The 14,314-nt window shown below is 61.8% G+C and carries 18 protein-coding genes; 7 read left to right on the top strand and 11 right to left on the bottom strand.

What is annotated here, in order from left to right; translation table 11 throughout:
* Nucleotides 1–21: 21 nt before the first annotated feature.
* From CLM72_RS08425 to CLM72_RS08410, 4 genes are all read right to left on the bottom strand, one after another.
* Nucleotides 22–564: a hypothetical protein gene (locus tag CLM72_RS08425; RefSeq protein ID WP_054898993.1), complete on the bottom strand. Its 543-nt coding sequence runs from the start codon at nt 562–564 to the stop codon at nt 22–24.
* 105 nt (nt 565–669) lie between these two features.
* Nucleotides 670–1,581: a biotin-dependent carboxyltransferase family protein gene (locus CLM72_RS08420; RefSeq protein ID WP_105226162.1), complete on the bottom strand. Its 912-nt coding sequence runs from the start codon at nt 1,579–1,581 to the stop codon at nt 670–672.
* A complete protein-coding gene (locus CLM72_RS08415) occupies nt 1,578–2,282 on the bottom strand; it encodes an allophanate hydrolase subunit 1 (protein ID WP_105226161.1) in 705 nt (234 codons plus the stop codon). Before CLM72_RS08415 ends, CLM72_RS08420 begins: the two co-directional genes overlap by 4 nt.
* Nucleotides 2,279–3,019, bottom strand: coding sequence for a 5-oxoprolinase subunit PxpA (locus tag CLM72_RS08410; RefSeq protein WP_057975686.1), 741 nt, complete (start codon nt 3,017–3,019; stop codon nt 2,279–2,281). Before CLM72_RS08410 ends, CLM72_RS08415 begins: the two co-directional genes overlap by 4 nt.
* A 175-nt stretch (nt 3,020–3,194) precedes the next feature.
* On the opposite strand from CLM72_RS08410, the gene CLM72_RS08405 reads away from it, so the two are divergent.
* Nucleotides 3,195–4,115, top strand: a complete 921-nt coding sequence (locus tag CLM72_RS08405) for a LysR family transcriptional regulator (protein WP_034126629.1) — start codon at nt 3,195–3,197, stop codon at nt 4,113–4,115.
* A gap of 123 nt (nt 4,116–4,238) precedes the next feature.
* On the opposite strand, the gene CLM72_RS08400 is transcribed toward CLM72_RS08405, so the two are convergent.
* The 3 genes from CLM72_RS08400 to CLM72_RS08390 are packed head-to-tail and all read right to left on the bottom strand — an operon-like array spanning nt 4,239 to nt 6,126.
* Nucleotides 4,239–4,781, bottom strand: coding sequence for a DUF2937 family protein (locus CLM72_RS08400; RefSeq protein WP_034134972.1), 543 nt, complete (start codon nt 4,779–4,781; stop codon nt 4,239–4,241).
* 10 nt (nt 4,782–4,791) lie between these two features.
* A complete protein-coding gene (locus tag CLM72_RS08395) occupies nt 4,792–5,568 on the bottom strand; it encodes a class II glutamine amidotransferase (protein WP_003189615.1) in 777 nt (258 codons plus the stop codon).
* A 30-nt stretch (nt 5,569–5,598) separates the two neighbouring features.
* Nucleotides 5,599–6,126: a hypothetical protein gene (locus CLM72_RS08390; RefSeq protein WP_034126627.1), complete on the bottom strand. Its 528-nt coding sequence runs from the start codon at nt 6,124–6,126 to the stop codon at nt 5,599–5,601.
* Nucleotides 6,127–6,150: 24 nt separating this feature from the next.
* Between CLM72_RS08390 and CLM72_RS08385 the strand changes: the two genes are divergently transcribed.
* On the top strand, nt 6,151–8,193 hold the full coding sequence (locus CLM72_RS08385) for a S9 family peptidase (protein ID WP_105226160.1): 2,043 nt from the start codon (nt 6,151–6,153) through the stop codon (nt 8,191–8,193).
* Here CLM72_RS08385 and CLM72_RS08380 read toward each other — a convergent pair.
* Nucleotides 8,190–8,471, bottom strand: coding sequence for a hypothetical protein (locus CLM72_RS08380; RefSeq protein WP_034126625.1), 282 nt, complete (start codon nt 8,469–8,471; stop codon nt 8,190–8,192). The two genes, CLM72_RS08385 and CLM72_RS08380, sit on opposite strands and share 4 nt — an antisense overlap.
* A 78-nt stretch (nt 8,472–8,549) precedes the next feature.
* Between CLM72_RS08380 and CLM72_RS08375 the strand changes: the two genes are divergently transcribed.
* The 4 genes from CLM72_RS08375 (at nt 8,550) to CLM72_RS08360 (ending at nt 10,745) form a co-directional block, all read left to right on the top strand.
* Nucleotides 8,550–9,236: a spermidine synthase gene (locus CLM72_RS08375; protein WP_034126624.1), complete on the top strand. Its 687-nt coding sequence runs from the start codon at nt 8,550–8,552 to the stop codon at nt 9,234–9,236.
* Between the two features lie 89 nt (nt 9,237–9,325).
* Nucleotides 9,326–9,700 (top strand): YajD family HNH nuclease, encoded by a 375-nt coding sequence (locus CLM72_RS08370; RefSeq protein ID WP_003189609.1) that lies wholly within the window; start codon nt 9,326–9,328, stop codon nt 9,698–9,700.
* Between the two features lie 159 nt (nt 9,701–9,859).
* A complete protein-coding gene (locus tag CLM72_RS08365; protein WP_003189607.1) occupies nt 9,860–10,327 on the top strand; it encodes an RNA methyltransferase in 468 nt (155 codons plus the stop codon).
* 67 nt (nt 10,328–10,394) lie between these two features.
* A complete protein-coding gene (locus CLM72_RS08360; protein WP_019818260.1) occupies nt 10,395–10,745 on the top strand; it encodes a DUF2892 domain-containing protein in 351 nt (116 codons plus the stop codon).
* Between the two features lie 65 nt (nt 10,746–10,810).
* Here CLM72_RS08360 and CLM72_RS08355 read toward each other — a convergent pair whose 3' ends face one another.
* Both CLM72_RS08355 and CLM72_RS08350 read right to left on the bottom strand, forming a co-directional pair.
* Entirely contained in the window at nt 10,811–12,031 is a 1,221-nt protein-coding gene (locus CLM72_RS08355; protein ID WP_105226159.1) for a hypothetical protein, read from the bottom strand.
* A 13-nt stretch (nt 12,032–12,044) separates the two neighbouring features.
* Nucleotides 12,045–12,494 carry a YcgN family cysteine cluster protein gene (locus tag CLM72_RS08350; RefSeq protein WP_003172524.1) on the bottom strand — a complete coding sequence of 150 codons (450 nt, stop codon included), beginning with the start codon at nt 12,492–12,494 and terminating at the stop codon, nt 12,045–12,047.
* A 153-nt stretch (nt 12,495–12,647) separates the two neighbouring features.
* Here CLM72_RS08350 and CLM72_RS08345 point away from each other — a divergent pair, with 153 nt between their 5' ends.
* Nucleotides 12,648–13,241: a nitroreductase family protein gene (locus CLM72_RS08345; RefSeq protein ID WP_003189601.1), complete on the top strand. Its 594-nt coding sequence runs from the start codon at nt 12,648–12,650 to the stop codon at nt 13,239–13,241.
* Nucleotides 13,242–13,363: 122 nt separating this feature from the next.
* Here CLM72_RS08345 and CLM72_RS08340 read toward each other — a convergent pair whose 3' ends face one another.
* A complete protein-coding gene (locus CLM72_RS08340) occupies nt 13,364–14,296 on the bottom strand; it encodes a D-2-hydroxyacid dehydrogenase (protein WP_105226158.1) in 933 nt (310 codons plus the stop codon).
* Nucleotides 14,297–14,314 lie beyond the last annotated feature (18 nt).

Here is a 14,314-nt window from a genome sequence, read left to right as displayed (position 1 = left end):
TATCGGCTACAGGCACGGCACTCAGCAGTGCTCGTTGTCGATCCAGGAAAACCTGAGAAAGAGCGCAGCGAACTGTTTGATCAGTTCAGAATCCTGGCGGTCTACTTTCCCGTCGTTGTTCACATCCTGATTGATCGAAACACTGGCCCCTTGACCATTTCCGTCGCTGTATACCGCCGCCGAATAGACGATGGTTTCATCTCGAGGGTCTCCCTCGCCCTGATGGAAGTGCAGCCGCACCGTATCAGGAATCCCGTTGTCATCGAAGTCGCCGGCAAACACCTTCAGGTATTTGTCAAAGGGCTCATCGAGACTGAACCACTGGAACGCCAGAAACAGCTGGGAAAACTCCAGTGCCATCTCCCGGTCAACCTTGTCGACAATGCCGTCTTGATTGAGATCATCCGCAATAATCCAGTCAAACTGGCCATCGTCAGTAATATCAAATGCCGTTGCCCGATGCACAAGCGCGGGGGTTTGGGCGGTGTCATAAAACTCCAGATAGACCACATCCGGAATATCGTTATCGAGTACATCCTGGGCATATATCTTCAAATAGCGCATAGCAAAGCCTGATAGTGAATAAGCCACTCAAGGCTTGCATGGCTGTGCGCTGGGGCAAAGACGACAAAATTCTGCAATGTCGTAGGACTCATCTTTAAAACCCACTTACGCTGAAAACCTGCGTAAATACTCTATGTGCTGCCGATGCGCTGTTTCCTGCACCACCGGGGCCAACCGGACTTTCTCCCCCGGCAAACACTGCGCCAGCCGCGCCAAGGATAAAGGCGTCAACGCGCCCAACCGCGGATAACCACCGATCGTCTGCCGGTCATTGAGCAACACAATCGGCTGCCCATCCGGGGGCACCTGGATCGCGCCCAACGGTATCCCTTCGGAAATCAACGACGGCCCCTGATACTGCAACGGCGTGCCGAGCAAACGCACGCCCATACGGTCGGCACGGCTGTCCAGAGACCATTCGGCGTTGAAGGCATCAAACAGACTCTGCCCGCTGAACTGGCCTATCTGCGCGCCGATGATCACGTCCAGTGATGCACCGGATTGCAAATCCGGGCTAGCCAGCACCTTCATCGCGCCGCCCGTACCGGAATACGCCAACCGCCCGCCTTCGGCCAAGGCCTTGCCGAAACCGTCCACGCCGCCCAACGCTTCGCGCACGACCGTGGCACAACTGCCCAGTACCGCCTGCGCATCAAAGCCACCGGGCGCGGCCAGATAAGCGCGTGCCCCATTGAACGGCTGAGTGAAGCGCAGTCGCTGGCCCTTTTGCAGGATAAAACTGCGACCGGGGCTTATCGCTCGCTCATCGACATAGGCGCCCAGGTCCGCACCGGCCAAGGCCAGCAGGCAATAATCCTCGGCCTGTACGGTAAAGCCCCCAAGGGTGATCTCCACCACCGGCGCATCCAGGGCATTGTCCAACAGCCAGTTGGCCCAGGACATCGACACCCAATCCAGCGCGCCGCCCTGGGTCACGCCCAGGTGGCGTACACCAAAACGACCGGCGTCCTGCAACAGGCACAGTGGCGTGCTGGCCTCGATGATCAAGCGGCTCATGCTTGCGCCTCCAACGGCGTGTCATCGCCACCCAAGTTGATGAATTCGGCGTGGCTGACCGAGGCGAAGCGCACCGTGTCGCCGGGCTGCATCAGGCTGTAGCCGTCGCGCTCACGGTCGAACAGTTTGGCCGGGGTGCGGCCGATCAGGTTCCAGCCGCCTGGGGACACCACCGGGTAAGCGGCGGTCTGCCGCTCGGCGATACCGACACTGCCAGCGGCCACGCGTTTGCGCGGCGTGTTGAGGCGTGGGGTGGCGAGCACTTCGTCCACCAGCCCCATAAAGGCAAACCCAGGGGCAAAGCCCAGGGCGAATACCTGGTACTCGTGGGCGCTGTGGCGGCGGATCACCTCCTCCACGGCCAGCCCGCTGCGCTGGGACAGCAAGGTCAGTTCCGGGCCGACACTCAGGTCGTACCACACTGGCAACACATGGCATTGGCCGCTGCCCTGGGCCTGGGGTTGCAGGTCGGTAAGGGCCTGGTCAATCAGCGCCCGGGCCTGGGCCGGGGTTAGCGCAGTGAGATCGTAATGCACCATCAAGGTGGTGTAGGACGGCACCAGGTCCACCAATGCCAAGCCAAAGCCATTGCGCAGGCGCTCGGTAGCCGCCAGCATCCACGGCATGTTGGCTTCGGCGATCACATCAAACAGGCGCACCATCAGGCAGTCGATCGCCACCACTTCGATGCGTGGGTTCATGCTGTTTTCAACGCTTCGCGGATACGCTGCACGGCAGCCACCGAGCTGGCGTTGTCGCCATGCACACACAGGGTATTGGCCTGGAGTACCAATGAGCTGCCGTCGCTGGCAATCAGCGATTCGCCACGGGAAAGGGTCAGGGCCTGCTGCACAATGGTTTCGCTGTCGTGGTGCACCGCGCCGGGCAACTGGCGGGAAACCAGATGGCCGTTGCTGTCATAGGCACGGTCGGCAAAGGCTTCGAACCACAGCGTCACCCCGTATTCATCACCCAACGCTTGGGCCGCGCGGTTATCCCGGGTGGCCAGCAGCATCAGCGGCAGGTCGCCGTAGGCGGCCACGGCCTGGATCACCGCACGCAACTGCGCGGGGTTGGCCATCATGTCGTTGTACATCGCACCATGGGGTTTCACATAGCTGACGCGCCCGCCCTGGGCCCGGCAGATGCCATCCAGCGCGCCGATCTGGTAGTGCAACAGGTCCTGGATTTCCTGCGGCGTGTAGTTCATGGAGCGCCGGCCGAAGCCTTGCAGGTCCTGGTAGGCCGGATGGGCGCCCACCTGCACGCCGTGCTTGAATGCCAGGCTGACGGTCTTGCGCATGATGCTCGGGTCGCCGGCATGGAAGCCGCAGGCCACGTTGGCGCAATCGATGAACGGCATGACTTCGGCGTCCAGACCCATGGTCCAGTTACCAAAGCTTTCGCCGATGTCGCAGTTCAGTAGCAGGCGGCTCACGGTGGTCGCTCCTGTAGGCTTTGTTTTCTTGTAGTGTGGGATTTTTTACGCAGAACTCGCAACTTGTCCTGACACCCCGACGACGCTTATCGTGGAATAGCTCGATTTTTGGCGCTTGCCCGGTGCGACGTCCAACTAATAAAAACCGATCCATGCATAAGAAAAAGTTGATCCCATGAATTTGAAGTTCCTCGAAACCTTCGTCTGGGTGGCCAGGCTCAAGAGCTTCCGGCTCACGGCCGAGAAGCTGTTCACCACCCAGGCCTCGATTTCCAGCCGCATTGCCGTGCTTGAAAGCGAGCTGGGCGTGAAGCTGTTCCTGCGTGACTCGCGAGGCGTGAGCCTGACCCCGGAAGGCTTGAAAGTGCTCGACTATGCCGAGCAAATGATGGTGACCATGCAGGGTTTGAAGCAGTCTCTGGAGACCACCAGCAGCAAGGTCGGGCGCATTCGGATCGGCGCGATGGACACGGTGATCCACACCTGGCTCAGCCCGCTGGTCGCTGAACTGATGAAGCTGTTCCCGCTGGTGGAGATCGAGCTGATCGCCGATACCGCGCTTAACCTCAGCGATCAGCTACAAAAAGGCTTTCTTGACCTGATCCTGCAAACCGACCTGCTGCGTCTGGAAACCGTGCGCAGCCTGGAACTGGCCAGCCACCCCATGGCCTGGATAGTGGCCAGCCAGTCGATCTACAACCGCGACTACGCCTCCCTCGCCGAACTGGCCCAGGAGCGCATCATCACCTACTCGAAAAACTCTCACCCGCATCAGGACGTGTTGAGTTTGATGCAGGCCAATGGCGTGGCCGCACCGCGCATGAACTGCGTGAACTCGGTGTCGGCGATTACCCGGTTGCTGCGCGATGGCTTCGGCATCGGCGCACTGCCGCCGGTGCTGGTGAGCGAAGAGCTGGAGCGAGGGGAATTGGTGATGCTGCCCATGGCCCAGCGCCTGCCGAACTTGCAAGTAGTGGTGTCGTGGCGCGTGGGGGTGGAGTTGGTGGAGGAAATTGTGGGGTTGTGCCAGAAAGTCGTCGCCCGCTATGCCGAGCAAGTCGGTGCAGAACGCATGCAACTGCATAAACCCGACTGATCGTTCCCAAAACTGTGGGAGCTGGCTTGCCTGCGATAGCGGTGGGTCAGCCTGCACATCGGTAACTGACCCACCGCTATCGCAGGCAAGCCAGCTCCCACATTGGACCGAGTCGGTCCTTGATCAGAGGCCCTTGAGGTCCCGCTCTTCGATGGGCCGGCTCTGGCGCAGGCGCCGGCCGCCCAACACCACCCAGTCGATCAAGCGGTACAGGCATTCAATGCCGAACGACAACAGCATCGCCCCGCCCAGGCCCCAGCCCATGGCTTCAGGCGTCAGCAGAATCTGGTAGCTGTAGCCATTCCAGGTCTCCAGACGGATATCCGGGTCGGCAGCCACCGCCACTTGCAGGGCACGGATGTACCACGGGCCTTGCATGGCCTGGTATTGCTTGTCCAACTCGAGCTGGCGATCGAGCATAGCGCCCAGGCTGCTGGCGTCGCTCTGGAATACCGGGTCATCGCTGGCGCGGTAATGCGCCACCAAGGCTTGCATATCACCGTTGAAGAACTGCTGCGCCGTGGACTCGAAACCGCGCAAGCCGGTCTGGGCCTCGATCAGGTGGGCTTCGACGCGCTTGGCGTAGTCATTGATAAACCCCGGCACCTGCACGCCGACCAACAAGCCAACGGCAAACAGCACTAACCGCAGATAGCTAAGCAACATGCTCGATTCCTTACTCGGTAACGCCCTGGCTGACACATTCACCGCGTCGCCACAGGCTCCATTGGCCCGGTTCGTAGCGGGTCCAGTTTTCGTTGTCGGTCAACGGCTCGGTGGCGATCACCGTTACCACATCATTGGGGGTGGTTTCGGCCTGAAAATCGACGATCACGTCGACATCTTTCAACCGCGCCGGGCCAAAAGGCGCACGCCGGGTGATCTGTGCCAGCTTGGTCGAGCAATAGCAGAACAGCCAGTCGCCGTCGCTGAGCAGGCAGTTGAATACGCCCTTGCTGCGGTATTCCGCGCAGGCGGCGATCAGGTCGGGCAGCACCTGTTCGATGTCCACCGGCTCGGGGAAGGCTTCGCGCACACGGTTGAGCAAGTCGCAGAACGCCGCTTCGCTGTCGGTATCGCCCACCGGGCGGTAGAAGGTGGCGCGGGGATTGAAGTCCGCCAGTTGGCCGTTGTGGGCAAAACACCAGTTACGCCCCCACAGCTCGCGCACGAACGGATGGGTATTGGCCAGGCTGACCTTGCCCACATTGGCCTGGCGGATATGGCCGATCACCACTTCGCTCTTGATGGGGTAACGCTGAACCAGCAATGCGACTTCCGACTCGCTACTGGCAGCCGGGTCCTGGAACAGACGCAGGCCGCGGCCTTCATAGAAGGCAATGCCCCAGCCGTCGCGGTGCGGGCCAGTGCGCCCACCGCGCTGCATCAGCCCGGTAAAGCTGAACACGATATCGGTGGGGACGTTGGCACTCATGCCCAATAATTCACACATGCCAGGGCTCTCGCTGCAGGGCAAACAACGTTAAAGGCGCGGTTCGACCCGCATACCACCGGCAGGCGCCGGACGACGGAACGGTTCGTCGTCTTCCGGCTCGGCGGCCAAGGCCGCATCCGCAGCCGCCTTGCGCTCACGGCGAGCATTGGCGGCGCGCTCGATGGGCCAGCGAATCAGCACAAACACGATGTACAGGGCAAACGCGATCATCGTGTACATGAACAGATCGGAAATGGCGCGCCAAGCGTTGTTGCCGACCTTGAGCACCAGGTCCAGGGCGGTAATGGCCACGGCCGGCGCAAACTGGGTCTTGACCGGGTCGACAATGGTCGGGCTGAGCAGCAACACCGCCATCAGCAATTGCAGGGGCTCGCGCAGCCAGCGCCAGATCCAGCGGGTCATGCGCCACCACACCAACAGGCAGCCCAAAGCGGCGAAGGCGTAAAGGCCCCAAGCGGTTAGATAGTCGTTCTCGGTCATGGTGTCCATGGCAAGGTTGGCAAACAGGCGGCTATGATAACGGCTTTTGCGTGTCGCGGCTGCAATGCCTGCCACCGTCTGCCAGATAGGGAATTATCCATGCCTATTTCCACCGCACCGATTGCCCGCAAGGCCCCAGGCCCAGACCCGTATGCCTGGCTGCAAGAACGCGACAACCCTGAGGTGCTCGACTACCTCAAGGCCGAAAACGCCTGGCAGGAAGCCCAACTGGCCGATCAGCAAGCGTTGCGCGAGACCCTGTTCGACGAGATCAAGGGCCGCATTCTGGAAACTGACCTGTCGCTGCCCTCCCCTTGGGGCCCGTATCTGTATTACACCCGCACCACCGCCGGCGACGAATACGCCCGCCATTACCGCTGCCGCCGCCCGGCCGATGACAGCAACCAGGTGGACACCAGCAGCGAAGAGCTGTTGCTGGACCCGAACGTGCTGGCCAATGGCGGCTTTTTCTCCCTGGGCGCGTTCAGCATCAGCCCCGATCACCAACGCCTGGCCTACAGCCTCGATACCAGCGGCGAAGAGATTTACACCCTGTTCGTGAAGGAATTGGCGACCGACAAGGTCAGCGAACTGGCGTTCGACAACTGCGATGGCAGCATGACCTGGGCCAATGACAGCCTGACGCTGTTTTTCGGCGAACTGGACGACACCCATCGCCCACACAAGCTGTATCGCTATCGCCTGGACGGCACCGCCGCGCAGGAAGTGTTCCACGAGCCCGACGGCCGTTTCTTCCTGCATTGCTACCGCTCAAGCTCCGAACGCCAACTGTTGCTGGCCCTGGGCAGCAAGACCACCAGCGAAGTCTGGGCGCTGGACGCCGAGCAACCGCACCTGGCCTTCACCTGCCTGGCGCCACGGGTCGAAGACCACGAATACGACGTCGACCACGGCAAGCGCAATGGCCAGTGGACCTGGTTTATCCGCAGCAACCGCGACGGCATCAACCATGCGCTGTACGTGGCCGCCGACACCGGCACGCCGCCCACCGAAGCGGACTGGCAGAACCTGATCCCCCACAGCGACGAGGTCATGCTCGACGGCGTGAGCCTGAACGCCAACGCCATGACCTTGAGCCTGCGCATCGGTGGCCTGCCAGTCATCGAAGTGCACCCGGAGGATGTGCCGGCCTATCGGGTGCAATTGCCTGACGCCGCCTACAGCCTCTACGTGCAGAACAGCCTGGAGTTTCCCAGCGACAAGATCCGCCTGCGCTATGAGGCCTTGAATCGCCCGGCCCAAGTGCGCCAGCTTGAGCTGGCGACAGGCGCACAGGTCGTGCTCAAGGAAACTCCGGTGCTGGGCGTCTTCAACGCCGACGATTACGTCAGCCAACGCCTGTGGGCCACTTCCGCCGACGGCACTCAGGTACCCATCAGCCTGGTGGTCAAGCGTGACCAGCTCGGCAAGCCGACGCCGCTGTACCTATATGGCTACGGTGCCTACGGCTCAAGCCTGGACCCGTGGTTCTCCCATGCGCGCCTGAGCTTGCTCGACCGTGGCGTGGCGTTTGCCATCGCCCATGTGCGCGGCGGCGGTGAGCTGGGGGAAGCCTGGTATCGCAACGGCAAGCAGGAACACAAGCAGAACACCTTCAGCGACTTTATCGCCTGCGCCGAACATTTGATCGCCGAGGGCCTGACCACCTCCCAGCAACTGGCGATCAGCGGCGGCAGTGCCGGCGGCCTGTTGATCGGCGCGGTGCTCAACCAGCGTCCGGAATTGTTCCAGGCGGCGATTGCCGAAGTGCCGTTCGTCGATGTGCTCAATACCATGCTCGACCCGGAACTGCCGCTGACCATCACCGAGTACGACGAGTGGGGCAACCCCGAGGAACCCGAGGTGTATGCGCGCATCAAGGCTTACGCGCCGTACGAGAACGTCAGCGCCCAGGCTTACCCGGCCACGCTGGTGATCGCCGGCTATAACGACAGCCGCGTGCAGTACTGGGAAGCCGCCAAGTGGGTGGCCAAGCTGCGGGATATCAAGACGGACGACAACCTGCTGCTGCTCAAGACCGAGCTGGGCGCCGGCCATGGCGGCATGAGCGGGCGCTATCAGGGGCTACGTGACGTCGCCCTCGAATATGCCTTTGTGTTCAAGGCTCTCGGGTTGGTCTAACCGCCCGGCGTTTTCGGCTTGCTGTCGTTCTGCTGCAGGCCAGGGACCGTCTGGTCCTTGGGCGGCGCCGGCAGCACGATGGGCGCCAGCGGCGGCGAGCCATTCTGGGTCTTGGGCGCAACGGGCGGCGTGACTTGCGGGTACAACGTGGGTGTTGGCGTGCCCGGCGCGCCTGGGGTTGGCGTGGGCGCGACCGGTACGGTTTGTAACTCCTGAGCCTGCGCGGTACCCAATGCGAGCGCGCTCAACACAATGACCGTTAGAATGCTGCACTTCATCGATGGCTCCATGGCCTGACCGGAATGCCCTAAGGCTACTCCCAACCGCGCAAGAATGCCCTTCCCAATGAGATTTCCATGAAACGTTTCGTTCTGCTCGACACCACCCCAATCCCCGACAACGGCGGTGCCTTGTGCCTGTTCGAATACGGCGAGGACTTCGTCATCAAGATCCAGGGCGGTGACGGTGGCCAGTTGATGAACACGCGCATGCATGGCTCCGAAGATGCCCTGGCGGAGATTCCCTGCCGCAAAGTGGCCGGGCGCCCGGGTTCACGGGTGCTGATCGGCGGTCTGGGCATGGGCTTTACCTTGGCCGCGGCGCTCAAGCATTTGGGCAAGAGCGCCGAAGTGGTGGTGGCCGAACTGGTGCCCGGCGTCGTGGAATGGAACCGTGGGCCGCTGGGGGAGAAATCCGGTCGCCCGCTGCTGGACCCGCGCACCGTGGTCCGCCTGGAAGACGTGGCCAAGGTACTGCAGGCCGAGCCCCAAGGCTTTGATGCGATCATGCTCGACGTCGACAACGGCCCCGAGGGGCTCACGCAAAAAGCTAACAGTTGGCTGTACTCGGCCAGTGGCCTGGCCGCGTGCGCCAAGGCCCTGCGGCCCAAGGGCGTGCTGGCGGTGTGGTCGGCCAGTGCCGACAAGCTGTTCAGTGACAAACTGCGCAAGGCCGGTTTCAAGGCCGAGGAAGTGCAAGTGTTTGCCCATGGCAACAAGGGCACGCGGCATACCATCTGGATTGCAGAGAAGCTCAAGGGCTGATCACGGTTGATTCAATAGCGCCAATCCCCTGTGGGAGCGGCTAGAATCAACCTTGTCCGTGAACCACCCAATAATAGCCAGGAGCCATGATGAGCTCGAACAACCCGCCCTCCCACACCGCCAAGCTGGACCGCATCCTCGCCGATGCCCAGCGCGACCGCGAAATGGGCTACCGCGATAAAGCCTTGAAGATGTACCCCCACGTGTGTGGCCGCTGCGCCCGTGAGTTTTCCGGCAAGCGCTTGAGTGAACTGACCGTCCACCACCGCAACCACAACCATGATGACAACCCCCAGGACGGTTCCAACTGGGAGTTGCTGTGCCTGTACTGCCACGACAACGAACACTCGCGCTACACCGACCAGCAGTACTTCGGCGAAGGCTCCACCAGCAGCCCGAGCATTGCCAAGGCGACGCACAACCCGTTTGCGGCATTGGCGGGGTTGATGAAGAAGGACGACTAACGTTCTTCTTTGCCTGTTCCGGCCTCATCGCAGGCAAGCCAGCTCCCACAGTAGGAATGCATTTCCCTGTGGGAGCCGGGCTTGCCCGCGATGCGATCGCCCAAGCACTGCATCCCCCCAGGCCGTATAATCGCCGTTTTTCTCAAGGCACCCTTCCCCGTGGGCAATAAACGCTACAGCTGCATCGGTCTGTATAACCCCAAATCCCCCGAAAACGTCGGCTCGGTGATGCGTGCCGCCGGCTGCTACGGCGTGGCCTCGGTGTTCTACACCGGCGTGCGTTACGAGCGCGCCCGGGATTTCATCACCGACACCAAGAAGGTGCACCACGATATCCCGCTGATCGGCATCGACGACCTGAAAAAGATCCTGCCCCTGGGCTGCATTCCGGTAGCCGTGGAACTGGTCGAAGGCGCCCGTCCGCTGCCTGAATACACCCACCCCGACCGCGCGCTGTATATCTTCGGCCCCGAAGACGGCTCCCTGGACAAAGAGATCCGCGACTGGTGCGAGGACGTGGTGTACATCCCCACCACCGGCTGCATGAACCTGGCGGCTACGGTCAACGTGGTGCTCTACGACCGCCTGGCCAAGGGCAATAACACCCGTTCGGGCCCCAAGTACTGACATTGCGGGAACATCCGGCACGTGCGCATAGTCAGCTAGTAACACTTGCCCTTGTTGGAGACTGATCATGAGCGACAGCAAAACCTTGCGACCTATCATCGAAGCCACACCCTTGAAGCCTCAACCCACCCAGAACGTGCATGGCTGGGAGCGCATCGGCTCGGTGGCCGGCGGGGTAATGATGGTGGGTAAAGGCTTGCGCCGCGGCGGGATTTTCGGCTTGATCCAGGTGGCGATTGGTGGCGTAGCACTGGCCCGTGGCTTTACCGGGCACAGTTCGCTCAAGGACAAACTGGAACAGGGCCGCCAGGAAATGAACAGCGTGCGCACCAAGATCGAACGTGCCGGTGAAGAGTTGAAGAACCTGAAGACCAAGGCTGAAGTGGCGGCTGAAAAGGCGGTGAAACCTAAAGCCTGATCCCTGTCTTCAAGACTGTGAAGATCTAAAATGTGGGAGCTGGCTTGCTCCCACAGTTTTGTTGCTCAGCGCAGTAATTTGGAATCCAGTACCACCGACGACTCACCGATCACGCTCTCGGCCAACTGCACGAATTCTTTGGTGTTGACGCTGTTCACCCGCATCACCGCCTGCGCCAGATCGTCCAGGGAGCGTTTGTTGTGGGTCTTCACGCGGATCTCACGGTCCAGTTCCTGCAATACCACCACCGAACGCGCCAGCGTCGCGCCGTTGACGTGCTCGCCTTTGAGAGTGGTGACATCTTTGCCTTCTTTGGTCAGCCGCGCCTGGATCGCCGCATAGCGTTCATCGGTGATGCCACCGGCACGTCGCATCAGCTCAATCGCGTAGTACTCGCCCAAGCCCTCGCTGATCCAGTCACTGCTGTCGTGGTCATTGAAACGTCCGATGGCCTGCACCACTTCGCGCAGCAGCGGGCTGCTGCCATTTTCGCCCACCAGCGGCGTGCGGCTGTTGAGGTAGATCGAATCGCGTAACGAATAAGCGCCCCGCCGCATCGGGTCATTGGCACCGACAATCAACAGTTTGCCGGGATGGCGCGGGAACGCGGCTTCCACCTGGGGCCAGACAAACGTCAGCAACGTCAGCACGTCCATGCGGCGCATGCCCTGGCCCTTGGGCGAGGCCACGGTGACGTCGGTTTCACCCAGGCGCAGGCGGCGGCTGCCGAGGTTGCCCGCCAGCATCCAGCCGGTGGGGCGGTCGAACAGGCGGGACACGTTGTCGATGCGGAATTTGTTCTGGCCGATGCGCGGCCAGGCCGTTTCGACGCTCTTCCAACCCGTCGGCAGTTCGAACATCAGACGTGAGACCAGCTCGATACCGTCTTGCTGGTCGAGACGTGCGGCCGGCACCAGGTCTTCGCCGCGCAGTAACGCCCAGCCGGGCGTGATGCGTGTGTCATACACGCCGGGCTTGCGCACATGGGCCAGGCGCACCCGGTAGGTCAGGCTGGCCTTGTCAGGGCTGGGTTGCCACAGGCCACGGTTGCCCGTGACTTGCCACTGGCCATCGGCCTTGAAGTCGCTGTAGTCACCGTCGCGGCCCAGGTCGAAGTTCAGGCTGCGCACCGCCGCGCCCTGGGACAGGCTGACGCGCACCTCGGCCTGCTGGCTTTGGGGCAACAGCTTGATGTGGTAATCCAGGTCGACTTTCTTCGCGCACCAGCCCGGCCCGCTCAGCGCCAGCACGACCAGGCCCGCGGCCCACTTGGCGGCCACCTTCATACACACTCCTCGTTCAGCCTGCGCGGAAAATCAGGTAATCCTCCCAGTCGTCCTCGGGCACGCTGCCTTCGCTGAGCATGCGCCCGGACTGGGAAATGCGTTCGTGGTGTACCGCGTCACGGTCGCCGCAGACCAGGTGATGCCACAGCGGCAAGTCCTTGCGCTCGCTGACCAGGCGGTAACCGCAGGTCGGCGGCAACCATTTGAATTGGTCGGCCTGGCCCGGCGTGAGCTGGATGCAATCAGGCACCGAGGCACGGCGGTTGGGGTAATCGGTGCACTGGCAGGTTTTCAGGTCGAGCAGTTTGCAGGCGATACGCGTGTAATAGACGCTGTTGTCGTCCTCATCCTCAAGCTTTTGCAGGCAGCACAGGCCACAGCCGTCGCACAATGACTCCCACTCCTCTTGGTCGAGGTGCTCAAGGGTTTTGCGTATCCAGAAAGGTTCGACTTTGGCGGCCATGGCTCTGCATCAGTATCGGAAGGTGAAAAGGCCGCCAGTCTAGTGCCCAAGCCCGTTGGGGCCAAGCGCTTACGACTGACGGTGTTGCAAGACTTGTCAGGCCTGGGTGGGCGCAGTAGTTTTGAATCCCGTTTTTTTCATCAGGGTCTGTCCATGAGCAATAACCCCCGTGTTGCCGATTATCCGATCCACACCCAATTCACCGAGCGCTGGTCGCCCCGTGCCTTTACCGGCGAAAGCATCCCGCAAGAGACCTTGCTGAGTTTCTTCGAAGCCGCACGCTGGGCACCCTCGGCCTACAACTCGCAGCCGTGGCGGTTTCTGTATGCGCGCCGTGACACGCCGGATTGGGAGCGTTTCCTGGGCCTGCTGAATGAATTCAACCGCAATTGGGCGCAGCATGCGTCGGCCCTGGTCATCATCGCGTCGAAAACCGACTTCATCGCCCCGGGTGCTACCGAAGAAACCCCGGCGCTGTGGCACACCTTCGACACCGGCTCGGCCTGGGGCCACCTGGCGCTGCAAGCCAGCCTCAGTGGCTGGCACACCCACGGCATGGCCGGTTTCGACCAGGAACTGACCCGCAAGGAGCTCAAGATTCCCCAGGGTTATGCGCTGCATGCGGCGGTGGCGGTGGGCAAGCTGGGTGACAAGTCGAGTTTGCCGGAGTACCTGCAAGGGCGCGAAATGCCGAGCCCGCGCAAGCCGTTGAGCGAGCTGGTGTCCGAGGGTGACTTCAGTCTCTAAGACTTGCATACACTCAATGTGGGAGCGGGCTTGCTCGCGAATGCGGTGTGGCAGCCACAAAATGTGTTGACTGATCCACCGCATTCGCGAGCAAGCCCGCTCCCACATTTTTCCGCGTTTTGTCAGTAGCCGCGCTCGAAATCCACTTCCCCGCGCAGCGCTTGCTTGGCCTGATACGCCCGCAGGTTCTGCACAAACAACTCCACCATCATTGGCGGCGAGGTCGGGGCCGAGCTGTGCCCGGTCAACAGCAAACCCCATGCCGTCCAGAACGGGTGGCGTTGCGGCAAGGGCTCCTGACGGCACACGTCGATCACCGCGCCGGCCAGGTGCCCTTCTTTGAGCGCCTCGACCAGGTCGGCGTCCACCACCGCCACGCCGCGTCCGACGTTGATAAACAAACCGGTGGGTTTGAATTGCTTGAACAGCGCCGCGTCGTACAGGTCATGGGTATCAGGCGTGTTGGGCAGCAGGTTGATCACGTAATCCACCTCCCCCACCAGCCGGCCCAACTGGTCGAGCCCGGCCACTTCGATAAACGGTGCCTGCTCGCGGCCCTGGCTGGCGATGCCATACAACTGCACGCCGAATGGCAGCAGAAACTCGGCCACGCGCTGGCCGATGTCACCGGTGCCGACGATCAGCGCCTTGCGCCCGGCCAGGCTCTGGCCCATGCGGTTATCCCACTTGCGCTCTACCTGGCTGACCAACCGCGCCAGCACTTCGCGCTCGTGACCCAGCATGTAGGTGAGGACAAACTCGGCCATGACCTGGCCATAAATGCCCACCGCTCGGGTCAGGCGATAGTCGCGAGGCAAGCCGTCGGCCAGCAACGGCGTGATGCCCGCCCAAGTCGATTGCAACCATTGCGGATGATGGCCCTGGCGCAGCAGGGTAGCCAACAGATCGGGCTGGCCCAGCCACACCGGACAGTCGGCGGCCAGGCGCGAGAGCTCGGCCGAATCGCCGCTGGTCAGCACTTCGAGGTCTGGGGCGGCGTCCCTGAGCAATTGGGCGTAGAGCGGATGATCCTGTTCAGCAATCAGAACACGCATGGTTCAAACCTTTGAAAA

Source organism: Pseudomonas sp. MYb193, assembly GCF_002966775.1.
GTDB classification, from domain to species: domain Bacteria; phylum Pseudomonadota; class Gammaproteobacteria; order Pseudomonadales; family Pseudomonadaceae; genus Aquipseudomonas; species Aquipseudomonas paracarnis.
This window is presented reverse-complemented; position numbering and strand designations above follow the sequence as displayed.